Consider the following 15,960-nt stretch of genomic DNA (forward strand, 5'->3'; position numbering starts at 1 on the left):
GTGAGATGGAAGTGTTACCTTCCACCTCCCGGAATTTACTTGCGTTTTTTGCGATTGGGCATGTGAATGGCATGGCCATGCACAGCCAGAGCTGCTTCTTTCACTGCCTCGGAGAAGGTTGGGTGGCCAAATACGGTCATACCAATATCTTCTGCACTGGAGCCAAATTCCATGGCAATGGCTACCTGCTGCACCAAATCGGCAGCGCTGGGGCCAACAATGTGGCAACCCAGAACACGATCGGTCTCAGCGTGGGCCACTATTTTCACCATGCCTTCTGCCTGATCTGCAGCCACCGCTCGGCCAATGGCCATAAATGGGAAAGTGCCCACTTCGTAGGGCTCACCGGACTGTTTCACTTCTTCTTCGGTAAGACCTACAGAGGCAATCTCTGGGTGGGTATAGATCACATTGGGGATGATGTCGTAGTTCATAGCGGTTTTCTGACCGGCGATGCGCTCAGCCACCATGACACCCTCTTCCGAGCCTTTGTGAGCCAACATCGGGCCGCGAACCACATCGCCCACCGCCCATACGCCAGGGGCGTTGGTGGCACAGTAGTCGTCGACGAAAATAAAGCCGCGCTCGTCCAAGTTAACACCGCTGTCTGGAGCCAGCAGGCCTTCGGTATAAGGACGGCGGCCAACGCAAACGATCAGCTTGTCAAAGGTTTCCTGTTGAGTACCTTCGCCATTTTCGTAGCTCACTGTCACCTGGCCGTCTTTGACTTCACTGCCGGTAACACGGGCGCCCATGCGAATATCCAGGCCCTGGCTCTTGAAGATTTTCAGGGATTCTTTGGCAATTTGTTTGTCCATCATCGCCAGGAAGTCTGGCAGCGCTTCCAGCACCACCACTTCGGAACCCAGGCGACCCCAAACGCTGCCCAGTTCCAGGCCGATGACACCAGCACCAATCACACCCAGGCGCTTGGGCACTTCCTGTAATTCCAACGCACCGGTGGAATCGATAATCACGTCGTTGTCCACGGGGGCAACGGGGATATTAATGGGCAGAGAACCAGTGGCGATGATGACGTTGTCTGCTTCCAAAGTTTGCACGCTGCCATCAGCAGCCGTCACTTCCACCTTGCGGCCAGCCAACAGGCGGCCGGCACCAAACACAGAAGTTACGCCATTGGCCATGAACAAGCCGGAAATACCACCCGCCATTTGCGCGACAATTTTTTCCTTGCGAGCAATCATTGCGGGCACATCGACAGTAACGTCACCGGTGCCAATGCCGTGAGATTGATAAGCGTGGGCTGCCTCGTGGTACTTGTGGGAGCTATCCAGCAGCGCTTTAGAGGGAATACAGCCCACGTTCAAGCAAGTGCCACCGTTGACCATTTTGCCGTCTTTCTGCCACTTTTCGACGCAGGCGGTTTTCAAGCCAAGCTGGGCTGCACGAATGGCAGCCACATACCCTGCCGGGCCGGAGCCGATCACTACGACATCGTATTTGTCAGACATTTTTATATCCTAAATCAATAATTTATATCGATAAGTTAAAGTTAAATCTCGAGAAACTTATATTTCCAAAAGAATCTTGGCCGGATTCTCAATCATTTCTTTAATCGCCACCAGGAATTGCACCGCCTCTTTACCGTCAATCAGGCGGTGATCGTAGGACAGGGCCAGGTACATCATCGGGCGAATCACCACTTCACCGTTCTCAGCCACAGGGCGTTGCTGAATGCTGTGCATGCCCAGAATGGCGGTCTGCGGTGAGTTGATAATCGGTGTAGACAGCAGCGAACCGAACACGCCGCCATTGGTGATGGTGAAGGTGCCACCAGTCATTTCATCAATGGTCAGTTTGCCATCGCGAGCTTTGCCACCCAATTCAGCAATTTTGGCTTCGATATTGGCAATGCTCATTTGGTCGGCATCGCGCAGTACCGGTACCACCAGGCCACGCTCAGTAGATACTGCGACACTCACATCCTGATAGTCGTGGTAAACGATGTCTTTGCCATCGATAGAAGCGTTGACTGACGGGAAGCGCTTCAGGGCTTCTACCGCTGCGCGCACAAAAAAGCCCATAAAGCCCAGCTTGGTACCATCGTGGGCTTTTATAAAGGCGTCTTTGAACTGAGCGCGCAGGTCCATCACCCGGTGCATATCCACTTCGTTAAACGTGGTGAGCATGGCAGTGCTCTGGGTAACGTCCAACAGGCGCTCGGCGATACGGGCGCGCATGCGGTTCATGGGCACACGTTTTTCAACCCGTTCACCGGGGACTACTGCCGGCTCTGCAGCAGCGGGAGCCGCTGGAGCCGCTGGGGCGGCAGCACCTTTGTGAGCAACCACGTCTTCTTTGGTGACCAGGCCATTCTTGCCAGTACCGGTAACTTGCTGCGGGTCGATACCGCGCTCTTCTGCCAACTTGCGAGCGGCCGGGGCAACTGGCTTCTCGCCATCAGCGGCAGGCGCTTCCGCTTGAGGTGCAGCGTCTGCAGCCGGTGCGGCACTGGGAGCAGCGGCTGCGCCAGCCTCAATACGCGCAATCACCTCGTTGCTGAGAACCGTATCGCCCTCGGCTTTTAGGATTTCCTGGAGGACACCATCCTGGGGGGCTACCACCTCCAGTACAACCTTATCGGTTTCGATGTCTACCAGCAGGTCGTCGCGGCTTACCGCTTCACCCGGTTGTTTGTGCCAAGTGGCAATGGAACCCTCTTGAACAGACTCTGGAAATGTCGGGGCCTTGATTTCGACTGACATTGTTTTGTTCCTTGGTTTTTTTCAGTTAATTATTGGCTACAGCCGCCACCTAGGAGGTGGTCAATGCTGCTCGTACAAAGCGTTGTTGTTCTTCCAGGTGGGTGGACATATAGCCCGCCGCTGGTGCTGCAGAAGCGTCACGCCCTACATAATCCAAGTAAATATCTGGATAGAACTTGTGCAGGATGCGGCGCATATGGTGCTGACTGCTGTACCAGGCACCCTGGTTCACCGGTTCTTCCTGACACCAAACCACCGAAGTCAGGTTTTTAAACTGGTCAATCACCGCCGAAAGCTCATCGTCCGGGAACGGATACAGCTGTTCCAGGCGCACCAGAGCAACGTCTTCGATGCCACGCTCCATACGCTCTTCCAACAGGTGGTAGTAAACCTTACCGCTACACATCACCAGGCGCGTTACTTTCGCAGGGTCCACTTGATTGTCACCAATCACTGAGTGGAAGCTGCCATTGGCCAGATCCTCCAGGGAAGAGGTAGCCAGCTTGTGGCGCAGAATCCATTTCGGACTCATTACCACCAATGGGCGACGCATGGGGCGCACCGCCTGGCGACGCAGCATGTGGAATACCTGGGCCGGTGTTGTGGGAATACATACCTGAATATTGTGTTCTGCACACAATTGCAGGTAGCGTTCCAGGCGCGCTGAAGAGTGCTCAGGCCCCTGCCCTTCATAACCGTGAGGCAACAACATAGTCAGGCCACAGAGACGGCCCCACTTGTGCTCACCACTGGTAATAAACTGATCGATCACCACCTGGGCACCGTTGGCGAAATCACCAAACTGCGCTTCCCAGATGGTCAAGCCGTTGGGTTGCGTAGTGGCATAGCCATACTCAAACGCCAGCACCGCCTCTTCCGACAGATAGGAGTCGTAAATATCAAAGCGAGGCTGAGCCGCCGACAGGTTTTGCAGCGGTACATAGGATTCACCGTCTTTCTGGTTGTGCACAACCGCATGGCGGTGTGAGAAGGTACCACGGCCAATGTCCTGACCGGTCATACGTACCTGATAGCCCTCTTCCAATAACGTGGCGTAGGCCAGCAGTTCCGCCATACCCCAGTTCAAAGGCAGTGCACCACCGGCCATTTTGCGGCGATCGTCATAGATTTTGTTAACTTGGCGCTGGATAACAACGCCATCTGGCACGGTGCTGATGCGCTTGGCCACATCCTGAAGTTTGTGCAAGTCGTAGCTGGTATCTCCGGGCACCAGCCAGTTGTGGCCCAGGTAAGGCCGCCAGTCCACGTGCATCACTTCTTTGGGCTCTAACACCAAGTTGTGGGTAACGTCTTCGCCATTATCCAGTGCTGAGCGGTAGTCGTTGAGGAACTGGGTACCCTGAGCGTCGGAAATTACACCCTCTTTCACCAGCTGCTCGGCGTACAGGGCGCGAGTGGTTTTGTGAGTGCGAATCTTCTTGTACATCAGCGGTTGGGTAGCTGATGGCTCATCGGTTTCGTTGTGGCCGCGACGGCGGTAGCACACCAGGTCGAGAACGATGTCTTTCTTGAACTCGTAGCGGTAATCCATGGCCAACATGGTGGCAAACATCACCGCATCCGGGTCATCTCCATTCACATGAATGATCGGAGCCTGAACCATTTTGGCAATTTCAGTGGAATACTCGGTAGAGCGAGCATCCTCTTTGCGGCTGGTGGTAAAGCCCACCTGGTTGTTGAGCACAATATGAATAGAGCCGCCGGTTTTGTAAGCCCGGGTTTGGGACATCTGGAAGGTTTCCATCACCACGCCCTGGCCGGCAAATGCGGCGTCGCCGTGAATCAGGATAGGCACTACCTTGCTGCCCTCTGGGTCGTCACGACGATCCATACGCGCGCGGCAGGAACCCTCTACCACTGGGCAGGCAATCTCCAGGTGCGACGGGTTGAAAGCCAGCGCCAAATGCACTTCGCCACCGGGGGTCATCACATTGGAAGAGAAGCCCTGGTGGTATTTCACGTCACCAGAGGTATTAACCAGCTTTTTGCCTTCAAACTCTTCAAACAGCTCTGCCGGGTTTTTACCCAGTACGTTCACCAATACATTGAGCCGGCCTCGGTGAGCCATACCTAATACCATTTCCTTGGCGCCGTATTCACCACCGCGACGAATCAGGCCGTCGAGCATGGGAATCAGGCTCTCGCCACCCTCCAAACCGAAGCGTTTGGTGCCCGGGTATTTGGAGTCCAGGTGTTTTTCCAGACCTTCAGCTGCCGTCAAACGCTGCAATACGTCGATACGAGCGCTGCTGTCGTAATTGGGGCGAGAGTGAACGCTTTCCACCCGCTGCTGTAACCAGCGCTTTTCAGAAAGGTCGGTGAGGTAGCCCACTTCCGGACCGACACTGCCGCAATAGGTTTCTTCCAGCGACTGCACGATTTCCCGCAGCGTGGCTTCGTCCTTGCCAATAAATAAAGAGCCCGTTTGGAAAGTGGTGTCCAGATCAGCGCTATTGAGGCCATGGAATTGCAAATCCAAGTCTGGAGAGCCTGGGCGTTTCGCCAAGCCCAGCGGATCAAGTTTGGCCTTGAGATGGCCGCGCGAGCGATAAGCGCTGATGAGTTGCAGAACTTTTACTTGCTTGCGCTCGTGCTCGATGTTGACGCCACCGGAACCGGGGGCTGGGCCTTTGCGCGCTTTGCGCCGCCCAAGCAGCTCAAAATGCTGCTGGATAGTGGCGTGGGAAACATCCGGGCCACCACCATTTACGCGGGGTAAAGAATCAAAAAAGGCGCGCCATTCGTCTGGCACGCCATTGGGATCGTGTAGGTAATTTTCGTAGAGCGCTTCCACATAATCGGCATTGCCACCGGAAAAGTGGCTGCTGCGGATAAACTGCTCCATGATGCTTTCTGGCATCGCTATTTATTCCTCAATGTAGTGTTTAAACCCAATGTCAAAGTGACAACTGCTCACTGCCAAAATGGATATTTGAATCCGTCGCTCTTCCAGGACTGACAAGCCATGGAAGAGCGAGACAAGCACCACATCAGGACTTATTGGACAATAGCATATGACGGATATGGCCAATCGCTTTTGTGGGGTTCAAGCCTTTCGGGCACACCGCCACACAGTTCTGAATAGTGTGGCAACGGAACACACTGAATGGGTCACTCAGGTTTTCCAGGCGCTTTTCGGTAACCGTGTCGCGGCTGTCTGCGAGGAAACGGTAGGACTGCAACAGGCCTGCAGGACCAATAAATTTGTCCGGGTTCCACCAGAACGACGGGCAGGAGGTGGAACAGCAAGCGCACAAAATACACTCGTAGAGACCATCCAGCTTCTCACGATCTTCGGGGGATTGTTTGCGCTCGATACCCTCTACCGGAGTGTCGTTTTGCAGATAAGGCTCTACTTTGCGGTACTGGGCGTAGAACTGGCTCATGTCCACTACCAGATCGCGAATCACCGGCAGGCCAGGTAAGGGGCGCAGCACCAACTTGCCGTTGGGAGCCACCTCGGACAACGGCTTGATACAGGCCAAGCCATTTTTGCCATTCATGTTCATGCCGTCGGAGCCGCATACCCCTTCGCGACAGGAACGGCGATAAGCCAAGCTGGCGTCTTGAGCCTTTAATAGCTCAAGCACGTCCAAAATCATCAGATCGCGACCCTTGGTGTCCACCTGATAGCTCTTCATGTAGGGAGCGCGATCGGTTTCCGGGTTGTAGCGATAAATTTCAACATTCAACATAGTAACTGCCCTCTTGTTCTTTTAGGCACCTTGCTCTTTCAGGTACTTAACTTTCAGGTGCTTAGTAAGTACGTGCTTTAGGCTGGAAGGTATCCACAGTGTTCGGCGTAAAGTTCACATCGCGCTTGGCAACACGCTTGTCCGCCGGGAAGTACAGGGAGTGGCACAGCCAATTTTCGTCGTCACGCTCTTGGAAGTCTTCCCGAGCGTGGGCGCCGCGAGACTCTTCACGCTCTTCCGCTGCAACGGCAGTGGCTTCGGCCACTTCCAACAGGTTCTGCAGTTCCAAGGCCTCGATGCGAGCGGTATTGAACGCTGAACTCTTGTCGTCCAGGCGAACATTCTCGATGCGCTTGCGCAAATCCGCCAGCTTCTCAATGCCCTCTTTCATAAAGTCACCGCGGCGGAATACGCCAAAGTGGTTCTGCATAATGCTTTGCAGTTCGGTACGCAGTTCGGCAGCACCTTCACCATCGTTGGTGTTATTTACGCGATTGAGGCGAGCCATGGCCGCTTCAATATCCGCATCAGTGGCTTCATCCAACTCGATGCCTTCACGCAGCTGCTTCTCGATAAACAAACCAGAAGCGCGACCGAATACCACCAGGTCAAGCAGCGAGTTACCGCCCAGGCGGTTGGCACCGTGAACGGAAACACAAGCGGCTTCACCACAGGCGTAGAAGCCTGGGATAACCACGTCGTTGCCATTTTCGTCTTGGGTCAGAGCCTGGCCATTCACATTGGTGGGGATGCCACCCATCATGTAGTGACAAGTAGGCACTACCGGAATCGGGTCTTTGGCCGGGTCGGTGTGAGCAAAAGTTTTCGACAGTTCCATAATGCCGGGCAAACGGCTGTTCAGAACTTCTTCACCCAGGTGGTCCAGCTTCAGATAAACGTGATCGCCGTTTTCACCACAGCCACGACCATCAAGGATTTCCAATACCATGGAGCGAGCCACTACGTCGCGGCCAGCCAGGTCTTTGGCGTTGGGCGCGTAACGCTCCATAAAGCGCTCGCCGTCTTTGTTAATCAGGTAGCCACCTTCACCGCGACAACCTTCGGTAACCAGTACACCGGCACCGGCAATACCGGTTGGGTGGAACTGCCACATTTCCATGTCTTGCATGGGGAAGCCAGCACGCAGAGCCATACCAATACCGTCGCCAGTATTGATGTGAGCGTTAGTAGTAGAGGCGTAAATACGACCAGCACCACCAGTGGCAAATACCGTGGCTTTGGACTTAACGTACACCACTTCGCCATCTTCGATATTAATGGCAATAACACCAACAACAGCGCCAGAGCTATTTTTCACCAAATCAACCGCAAACCACTCGTTGAGGAAGGTGGTGTTGTTTTTCAGGTTGCTCTGGTAGAGGGTGTGCAGCAGTGCGTGACCAGTACGGTCAGCAGCAGCACAGGTACGGGCTGCTTGCCCGCCCTCACCAAACTCTTTGGACTGGCCGCCGAAGGGACGCTGGTAAATACGACCTTCCTCGGTGCGGGAGAATGGCAGGCCCATGTGCTCCAGCTCAAAGATCGTCTCCGGGCCAACCTGACACATGTATTCGATAGCGTCTTGGTCACCGATGTAGTCTGAACCCTTGACGGTATCGTACATGTGCCAGCGCCAATCGTCATTGGGGTCCGAGCTGGCAATGGAGCAAGTGATACCACCCTGTGCAGATACGGTGTGTGAACGGGTAGGAAACACCTTAGTGATTACTGCGGTGTTAAAGCCCGATTGAGCCATTTGCAGAGCTGCGCGCATACCCGCGCCGCCGCCGCCTACTACGATGCCATCAAAAGAAATTGTTCTTATATCAGCCATTGGCTATATGTCCCCTCGTGTACTGTCTTAAATTGCAAGGTAAAAGGGCCTTTATTCGCTGAGGCCATGACACCGCCAACATCGCTGCAAGAGTGTCACAATGGTGCTTTTTTTATCCAGCTGAAAAGGGTCGATCACCCTTTAAAATCGCGCTGATTATAGGATCGTTACAGTGCCATTACAAATGCTCATCGCCAGAACTCCCGGAGTTGCCGGGCTTTGAGCAATGATATCCTCAATAAAGCACTTTATCTCTGTAAAACAGCTACAAAACCGCAATATGAGTTGACACAAAACCTATCAAACGATAGCTTCTCACCGGGTCATAATCCAGTTTTTCAGGGATTTCCCGATTTCTGGCTTGACATTTTCTTACACACCCACCCCCTTAGTGGTATCTGGTGCTCACGGGAGTTTTTATGTCTGATAGAAAAGCAGTACTTAGCGTTGACGGTCTCGATAACCCAATTGAGCTACCGCTATACAGCGGCACCGCAGGGCAAGATGTAATTAACATAGGCCCCATGGCCAAAAATGGCCTGTTTACTTTTGATCCGGGCTTCACCGCAACCGCATCCTGCGAGTCAAAAATCACCTATATTGATGGTGCAAACGGTGTGTTGCTGCACCGGGGCTATCCCATCGAGCAATTGGCGGCCAAATCGGACTTCCTCGAGACTTGCTATCTGCTGCTCAATGGCGAATTGCCAGACGCACAAGAAAAGAGCGACTTTTACAACACCATTACCTACCACACCATGGTAAGCCGCTCTATTGAGCTGTTTTTGAATGGTTTCCGTTATGACGCCCACCCCATGGCTATTATGTGTGGTTCGGTGGGTGCGATGTCGAGCTTCTATCACGACTCATTGGATATCTCCAACCCCGAGCACCGGATGATTTCCGCACATCGCCTGATTGCCAAAATGCCTACCCTGGCGGCCATGTGCTACAAGCATTACATCGGCCAACCTTATATTTACCCAGACAACTCTCTCAGCTATTCGGAAAACTTCCTCCACATGATGTTCAACACCCCCTGTGAACATAAGGAAGTTAACCCCATCCTGGCTCGCGCTATGGATCGCATCTTTTTGTTGCACGCGGACCATGAACAGAATGCATCCACCTCCACGGTACGCCTGGCAGGCTCTTCCGGGGCCAACCCGTTTGCCTGTATTGCTGCCGGCATTGCCGCTCTGTGGGGACCAGCTCACGGCGGCGCCAACGAAGCTGTACTGACAATGCTTGAGGAAATTGGCGACGAGAGCCGCATTGATGAATTTGTCGCTCGAGCCAAAGACAAAAATGATCCATTCCGCCTGATGGGCTTCGGTCACCGTGTGTACAAAAACTTCGACCCTCGCGCCACCATCATGAAGCAGACCTGTGATGAAGTTCTGGAAGCACTGGGTGTTGAAGATCCGCTGCTGAAAATTGCCAAGCGCCTGGAGCAAATCGCACTGGAAGACGAGTACTTTATCGAGAAAAAACTCTATCCCAATGTGGATTTCTATTCTGGCATTATCCTTAAAGCCATGGGCATCCCAGTGGAAATGTTTACCGTTATTTTCGCCACCGGCCGCACTGTAGGCTGGATCGCTCACTGGAATGAAATGCTCAGTAACGCTTATAAAATTGGTCGCCCTCGGCAACTTTATACCGGGGCCGCAAAGCGCGATTACCCGGAATAAACAAAACGCCCTTCGGGGCGTTTTTTTATGGCTAAAGACTAACCTATTGGTGAAATCACAACACCGCCAACCTGTTGTGTTTACCAATAACACTCAAAGCCATACACTTACCACATTGCTATAACCTGTCTTTGCTCATGGTGCCGATACTCGCTCGCTTTATGACACCACTGCTGTGCCTGGCTGCAGCACTCGTTGTGCTCCCCCAAGCCGCCACAGTGGATCGCGAACAACTTGCCCCCCTGCCTTATGTCATTTGTGCGCTGGCAACCTTAATTGCCTTGCTGGCTCAGCAAGCCAGAGAGTTAGCCGCTGCGGTACTGGCTCTGCTGAGCTATTGGATAATACGTAACTACCTGCAGCTGTCATTAAATACAGAGCCTGCCGGGCAGGTGTTTTCAGTGTTGTCACTGTGGCTTCCAGTAGCAATTATCGCCCTGCTGCTACTGCCCGACACCAGCTTGCGTCACCCCAGCGGCATCACCGCTATTTTGGCAGCACCACTAACCACCCTGTTGATCACTGGCTTATTTGCACTAAACCCACTGTGGTTTAGTGAGCAATCCAACGCGCTATTGGCGACCAGCTTTCATGGCTTGAGATTACCCACTTTATCTGCGTTCCTGTTTATCTCTGCCTTTCTAGTAGCCATGGCACGTCTACTGTGGCGGAATAATTACGCCGATAGCAGCTTGTTGGGTTGTGCTTTGCTTGCCGGGGCAACATTGGGATGGTTCCAGCTGGCTAATATCTCTGCGGTGATGTTTTCTGCCATCGGCACGCTTTTGCTGATTAATCAGGTATCGAGTTTTCTCCATATCGGCTACCGAGACGAGTTGACCCAAATTGCCAATCGTCGCGCCCTGCACAAAGCTGCCAGAGAGTTGCGCAGCAACTACAGCCTGGCGATGGTGGATATTGATCACTTTAAGAAAATTAATGACAAGCACGGCCATGATCTGGGCGACCAGGTACTCAAAGTGGTGGCAGGTAAACTCCGCGAGGTGGGCAGCGGCGGCAAAGCCTTTCGTTATGGCGGTGAAGAATTTTGCCTGCTGTTTAATGGCAAAAATGCAGAACAAATTGAAGCGGAGCTGGAAAAGCTGCGCCAAGCTATTGCCGAATACGATATGGTTATGCGCGATCGCAGCAACCGTCCCCGACGACAAAAAAGTGGGATTAAAAAACGCGGCGCGACTCGCCGTAAAAGTAATATTCGCATTACCGTCAGCATGGGTTTGGCAGACAACACCGTTGATGACGGCGCTTTTGAACGAGTAATGAAAGCCGCAGATAATGCGCTCTATGGCGCCAAGCGCAGTGGCAGGAATCGATTAAAGGTGGCTGCTTAACCCAATCATTATTTATCAAGCTGTATTTCTTGTGCACGATACTCGACATACTTTCTATTTAAATCACTCTTTTCTTTAGCTGTCATAGCGCTAATCGGCAACCCCTTTTCACAACGGTGCAACTCAACGAAGTCTTTCCAAGATGTGTATTTTCCTGAATATGGGGTGATGTCGAGCCAAGAAGGTTTTTCAAATTTGTAGGGAGACTCTTCGAGAGAGATATAGCCTCTTTGCAGTTGAAGAAACTGCCAGTGGCGATAATGAACAAAGTTAATGACACTTAAAAATGCTATCAACGAGAAACTTATTATGGCCAACAAATGGCGTTTTTTTACCAAACTTGAAAGCCATTCACCGAGGCTCCATAGAAGCATCAGTATAAATACCAAACCAAACTGATAAAATGGATCATCCCATCTATCTGCATACAGCCAGATGTCAGAGGCTTGCCAACATTCCCAAGTTGCGTGAATTTGCCAGGATTGAAGAAAGTACAACCAGCCAATAACCAGGCCACCAACTAAAAGCGTCCCTAATCGAAGTTGCTGCCAAGGGTCGTCCGTTTTTACAATTATCTTCTTTCTGAACATACTTGCATCCTGAAGCAAGTATTAGCTTAACAAACTAAAAAGCCACTTAATAATAAAGTGGCTTTTACGTATCTCAAAAACCAAATTAGCTGATAGTTACTCTATACAAACAATCAAGGAGTATTACCCTTTAGGCTTTCCTGCCCCTCCACAACTCGTTTTAAATTTGCCAATCCGGTTTCGTAGTCTGGCCCCAACATGCCATCCATCATCAAACCAAATCCTCGGCTCAATAAATTCCAGCCATGGTCGGTATCAAACGACCAGGTAATACTGGTTAGCTCCCCAGTGCTGGTAATGCGATAGTTGGCATTTGCGGTGCCTTGCGCACCAAAATCCAGGGTGGTTTCTACGTAGTTATAGGGCTCAGATTTAATAATTTCCTGAGAGCCACTCCCCACTTGGTCACTGTCGCTTTGCCAGGCCATTTTGCTGCCGACACCGGACTCAGGGCCACTGTATTGATAGCGAGTATTTGGGTCTTTCGCCGCCCAGGGAGACCACTGGTTAAAGTGCTGAAAGTTATTGACGTACTCAAAGACCCTTTCTTGTGGCGCCTTGATCACTGTGGAACGCTCCACATGAGTAGTCGACGGCAGGCAAAGCCCTACTACAGCCAGCAATACAACAACAATCGATAATACCTTCAGTACTTTCATAGCATCCCCCTGCTTTTTTAGTACTCAATATCCGGTTTTTAAGAATAGAGCTTTTGCATGCGCACTGTAAAAAAGCGGCATCAAATAGCCCTAAAACCCCGTTCCAGATCCGCTTTAATATCTTCAATGTCTTCCAGGCCAACAGCTACGCGAATCAGGCTCTGGCTAATACCCGCCTGTTCCCGCTGCTCATCGGTCAAGCTGCCATGGGTTGTGGTAGCCGGGTGAACAATGGTGGTTTTAGCGTCCCCCAAATTGGCCGTCAAAGACAGTAGCTTGGTGCTGTCGATCAATCGCCACGCCTGTTCGCGACCACCGTCAATTTCGAAAGCCACCACGCCGCCAAATGCTTTCTGCTGCCGTTTAGCCAATTCATGTCCCGGGTGTTCTGGTAGCCCTGCGTAGTAAACTTTGGTTACTTTTGGGTGTTCATTTAACCACTGAGCAAGCACCATGGCACTGGCGGAGTGAGCCTCCACTCGAAGGCGCAGGGTTTCCAGGCCCTTGAGAAACACCCAGGCGTTAAACGGGCTCATATAAGGGCCAGCAGCACGAATAAACAGTCGTACGGCATCAATGTGCTCTTTGCCACCAACTACGGCACCGCCCAATGCCCTGCCCTGGCCATCGATGTATTTTGTGGCAGAGTGAATCACCACATCCGCCCCAAACTCAATGGGCTTTTGCAGTGCAGGTGTACAAAAACAATTGTCCACCAACAGCAAGGCATCATGTTGATGGGCAAGATCAGCCAATGCACTCACATCGCCAACAACGGCTCTGGGGTTGGATGGGGTTTCAATAAAGAAGCCTTTGGTATTTGGCTGAATGGCAGAGCGCCACTCATCCATATCATCCAACGCCACAAAGCTCACCTCCAGGCCAAAGCGGCTGAGGTGTTTGTTAAACAGCGATATGGTAGCCCCAAAAACGTCTTTGGAGCAGATGATGTGGTCACCAGCATTAAACAATGCCATGCAGGTGCACAAAATTGCTGCCATGCCAGATGCAGTGCCAATTCCGGCTTCAGCACCTTCCAGTGCCGCTATACGTTCTTCAAAGGCGCGTACAGTGGGGTTTGTATAGCGGCTGTACACATTGCCTTCACGCTCATTGGCAAAGGTGAGAGCCGCCTGTTCAGCGTTGTCAAACACATAACTTGATGTGAGAAACAGCGCTTCGGAGTGCTCCTGCTCGTGACTGCGTGCTACACCGGTGCGAATTGCCAGTGTATCCAGGCCAGCACCTGTCAGCGGAGAGTTATCGTCTTTATCGATCACAGTAATGTCCTAAACACCTGCAGAGGCGTTGTGAATACCAATCAGCTCTGCGGATTCTGTACCGCTGTCTTTATCGCCTTTGGCGTTGTCATTGCGCGCCTTATTCAACGCATCAAGGTACGCTTGATCCACATCGCCGGTAATGTATTCGCCATTGAATACCGAACAGTCAAAGTGGTTAATATCGCTGTTGCCTTCTTTCGCCGATTCAATCAAATCGTCCAAATCCTGGTAAATTAATTTGTCGGCACCAATTTCCTCAGCAATTTGTTCCACTGTGCGGCCGTGGGCAATCAGCTCCTCCGCCGAAGGCATATCGATGCCGTAAACGTTGGGGAACTTCACTTCAGGCGCGGCAGAGGCGATGTAAACCTTGTTGGCACCAGCATCACGGGCCATTTGAATAATTTCACCACTGGTGGTGCCACGCACGATGGAATCATCCACCAGCAACACGTTCTTGCCCTGAAACTCCAGTTTATTGGGGTTGAGTTTCTGGCGTACGGATTTTTTACGCTGCTTTTGCCCCGGCATAATAAAGGTGCGGCCGATATAGCGGTTTTTCATAAAGCCTTCACGCAGCTTCAGCCCCAGACGCTCGGCAATACTTTGCGCGGCAACCCGGCTGGTATCGGGAATGGGAATAACGACATCGATATCTTGCTCGGGAATTTCGCGGAGAATTTTTTCCGCCAGCTTCTCTCCTTGACGAAGGCGACATTTGTACACCGACACATCGTCAATCATGGAATCCGGGCGAGCGAAATACACATGCTCAAAAATACAGGGCACCAGTTGTGGATTTTCAGCACACTGACGGAGATGCAGTTTGCCCTCCATATCAACGAACAGCGCCTCTCCCGGGTGCACGCTGCGCACCAGTTCATAGCCCATGGTATCGAGGGCTACGCTTTCAGAAGCCACCATGTATTCGGTGCCCTTTGCACCTTGCCGTTTGCCATAAACCAGCGGGCGAATGCCCAACGGATCGCGAAAGGCAAATAAACCGTAGTTGGCAATCAAACCCACCACCGCATAGGCTCCGGTGCAGCGACCGTGCAGGCGCTCTATCGCAGCAAAAATATCTTCCGGCCCTGGCTTGAGCTTGCCCTGCAACTGCAATTCGTTGGCGAACACATTGAGCAGTAGCTCCGAATCCGAGTCGGTATTCACATGCCGCATATCGGATTTAAAAATGTGCTCATGCAACTGGGAAGAGTTGGTTAAGTTGCCGTTGTGAGCCATGCAAATGCCGTAGGGAGAATTCACGTAAAACGGCTGAGCCAGAGCGGGGCTGGAACTGCCCGCTGTGGGGTAGCGTACATGGCCAATGCCTACGTTGCCTTCCAGCAGTTTCATGTGCCGGGTATGAAACACATCCTTGACCAAACCATTGTCCTTGCGCTGGTGAAAAACACCGTTGTCACAGGTGGTAATACCCGCGGCGTCCTGGCCTCGATGCTGCAACATGGTAAGGGCGTCATACAGTTCCAGATTGACGTTACCATTACCAAAAATACCGACTATGCCACACATAATTTATTAACCTAAACGCTCTGTTTTACGATATTGCTAAACACGTGAACCGTTTGTTTCCGGTTGAGATTTCAGTAACTCTTGCCCCGACTGATACAGGTTGGCACCCATATCATTCGCCCATTGTTCAAACTTCAGGAAGTGGGGAATCAGTTTCGATTGTTGCCACCACGGATCTTCATTGACTGGCAAAGCCTTGGGCGCAAGTATCAGCACCACAAGCACCAACAGCAAGCCGCGAGCCACACCGAACAAAGCGCCGATCAAGCGGTCGGTACCGCTAAGACCGGTGGCCTTGACTAGTTGGCCGATCAAGAAGCTAACCAGCATGCCCACCAATAGTGTTCCCACAAGCAAGACGATCCAGGCAACAATCAATTGCAGGGAAGGGGTTTCAATCAGATTGGTAAATTGTTCAGACAGCGGTTGGTGAAATTTTACCGCAACCACCACGGCAATCAGCCACATCGCCAATGACAGCGCTTCGCGGACAAAGCCCCGAACCAAACTAATCAGTGCAGATAACACGACGATGGCAATAATCGCCCAATCAGCCCAGTTCATTGGTCGGTT

At 52.1% G+C, this 15,960-nt stretch carries 12 protein-coding genes; 2 read left to right on the top strand and 10 right to left on the bottom strand.

From position 1 onward, the window contains the following. Positions 1 to 35: 35 nt before the first annotated feature. The 5 genes from lpdA to KFE80_02775 all read right to left on the bottom strand — a co-directional run bounded on the left by lpdA (position 36) and on the right by KFE80_02775 (position 8,276). Positions 36 to 1,472, bottom strand: coding sequence for a dihydrolipoyl dehydrogenase (gene lpdA, locus KFE80_02755; GenBank protein UTW45849.1), 1,437 nt, complete (start codon positions 1,470 to 1,472; stop codon positions 36 to 38). 57 nt (positions 1,473 to 1,529) lie between these two features. Next, complete coding sequence (gene odhB, locus KFE80_02760) at positions 1,530 to 2,726, bottom strand: 2-oxoglutarate dehydrogenase complex dihydrolipoyllysine-residue succinyltransferase (GenBank protein UTW45850.1); 1,197 nt, start codon at positions 2,724 to 2,726, stop codon at positions 1,530 to 1,532. 49 nt (positions 2,727 to 2,775) lie between these two features. Further along, the gene (locus KFE80_02765; GenBank protein UTW45851.1) at positions 2,776 to 5,607 is read right to left on the bottom strand and encodes a 2-oxoglutarate dehydrogenase E1 component; all 2,832 of its coding nucleotides are present in this window, start codon (positions 5,605 to 5,607) and stop codon (positions 2,776 to 2,778) included. Positions 5,608 to 5,737: 130 nt separating this feature from the next. Beyond that, positions 5,738 to 6,442 carry a succinate dehydrogenase iron-sulfur subunit gene (locus KFE80_02770; GenBank protein ID UTW45852.1) on the bottom strand — a complete coding sequence of 235 codons (705 nt, stop codon included), beginning with the start codon at positions 6,440 to 6,442 and terminating at the stop codon, positions 5,738 to 5,740. Between the two features lie 61 nt (positions 6,443 to 6,503). Continuing rightward, a complete protein-coding gene (locus KFE80_02775) occupies positions 6,504 to 8,276 on the bottom strand; it encodes a succinate dehydrogenase flavoprotein subunit (GenBank protein UTW45853.1) in 1,773 nt (590 codons plus the stop codon). 419 nt (positions 8,277 to 8,695) lie between these two features. Between KFE80_02775 and gltA the strand changes: the two genes are divergently transcribed. Both gltA and KFE80_02785 read left to right on the top strand, forming a co-directional pair. Further along, the gene (gene gltA / locus KFE80_02780; GenBank protein ID UTW45854.1) at positions 8,696 to 9,970 is read left to right on the top strand and encodes a citrate (Si)-synthase; all 1,275 of its coding nucleotides are present in this window, start codon (positions 8,696 to 8,698) and stop codon (positions 9,968 to 9,970) included. A gap of 161 nt (positions 9,971 to 10,131) precedes the next feature. After that, entirely contained in the window at positions 10,132 to 11,322 is a 1,191-nt protein-coding gene (locus KFE80_02785) for a GGDEF domain-containing protein (GenBank protein ID UTW45855.1), read from the top strand. Positions 11,323 to 11,330: 8 nt separating this feature from the next. Here the strand turns inward: KFE80_02785 and KFE80_02790 are convergent, their stop codons facing one another. The 5 genes from KFE80_02790 to KFE80_02810 form a co-directional block, all read right to left on the bottom strand. Beyond that, positions 11,331 to 11,912 (bottom strand): hypothetical protein, encoded by a 582-nt coding sequence (locus KFE80_02790; GenBank protein ID UTW45856.1) that lies wholly within the window; start codon positions 11,910 to 11,912, stop codon positions 11,331 to 11,333. A 113-nt stretch (positions 11,913 to 12,025) separates the two neighbouring features. Then, complete coding sequence (locus KFE80_02795) at positions 12,026 to 12,571, bottom strand: SRPBCC family protein (protein ID UTW45857.1); 546 nt, start codon at positions 12,569 to 12,571, stop codon at positions 12,026 to 12,028. 80 nt (positions 12,572 to 12,651) lie between these two features. Continuing rightward, complete coding sequence (locus KFE80_02800; protein UTW45858.1) at positions 12,652 to 13,851, bottom strand: O-succinylhomoserine sulfhydrylase; 1,200 nt, start codon at positions 13,849 to 13,851, stop codon at positions 12,652 to 12,654. Positions 13,852 to 13,860: 9 nt separating this feature from the next. After that, on the bottom strand, positions 13,861 to 15,387 hold the full coding sequence (gene purF, locus KFE80_02805) for an amidophosphoribosyltransferase (GenBank protein ID UTW45859.1): 1,527 nt from the start codon (positions 15,385 to 15,387) through the stop codon (positions 13,861 to 13,863). Between the two features lie 36 nt (positions 15,388 to 15,423). Further along, positions 15,424 to 15,951: a CvpA family protein gene (locus KFE80_02810; GenBank protein UTW45860.1), complete on the bottom strand. Its 528-nt coding sequence runs from the start codon at positions 15,949 to 15,951 to the stop codon at positions 15,424 to 15,426. Positions 15,952 to 15,960 lie beyond the last annotated feature (9 nt).

It is taken from the genome of bacterium SCSIO 12696 (assembly GCA_024397955.1).
Taxonomy (GTDB): domain Bacteria; phylum Pseudomonadota; class Gammaproteobacteria; order Pseudomonadales; family Porticoccaceae; genus SCSIO-12696.

Bases quoted from the DNA above. Each gene is read 5' to 3' on its own strand.
- lpdA (UTW45849.1), bottom strand. From the start codon at position 1,472: ATGTCTGACAAATACGATGTCGTAGTGATCGGCTCCGGCCCGGCAGGG.
- odhB (UTW45850.1), bottom strand. From the start codon at position 2,726: ATGTCAGTCGAAATCAAGGCCCCGACATTTCCAGAGTCTGTTCAAGAG.
- KFE80_02765 (UTW45851.1), bottom strand. From the start codon at position 5,607: ATGCCAGAAAGCATCATGGAGCAGTTTATCCGCAGCAGCCACTTTTCC.
- KFE80_02770 (UTW45852.1), bottom strand. From the start codon at position 6,442: ATGTTGAATGTTGAAATTTATCGCTACAACCCGGAAACCGATCGCGCT.
- KFE80_02775 (UTW45853.1), bottom strand. From the start codon at position 8,276: ATGGCTGATATAAGAACAATTTCTTTTGATGGCATCGTAGTAGGCGGC.
- gltA (UTW45854.1), top strand. From the start codon at position 8,696: ATGTCTGATAGAAAAGCAGTACTTAGCGTTGACGGTCTCGATAACCCA.
- KFE80_02785 (UTW45855.1), top strand. From the start codon at position 10,132: ATGACACCACTGCTGTGCCTGGCTGCAGCACTCGTTGTGCTCCCCCAA.
- KFE80_02790 (UTW45856.1), bottom strand. From the start codon at position 11,912: ATGTTCAGAAAGAAGATAATTGTAAAAACGGACGACCCTTGGCAGCAA.
- KFE80_02795 (UTW45857.1), bottom strand. From the start codon at position 12,571: ATGAAAGTACTGAAGGTATTATCGATTGTTGTTGTATTGCTGGCTGTA.
- purF (UTW45859.1), bottom strand. From the start codon at position 15,387: ATGTGTGGCATAGTCGGTATTTTTGGTAATGGTAACGTCAATCTGGAA.
- KFE80_02810 (UTW45860.1), bottom strand. From the start codon at position 15,951: ATGAACTGGGCTGATTGGGCGATTATTGCCATCGTCGTGTTATCTGCA.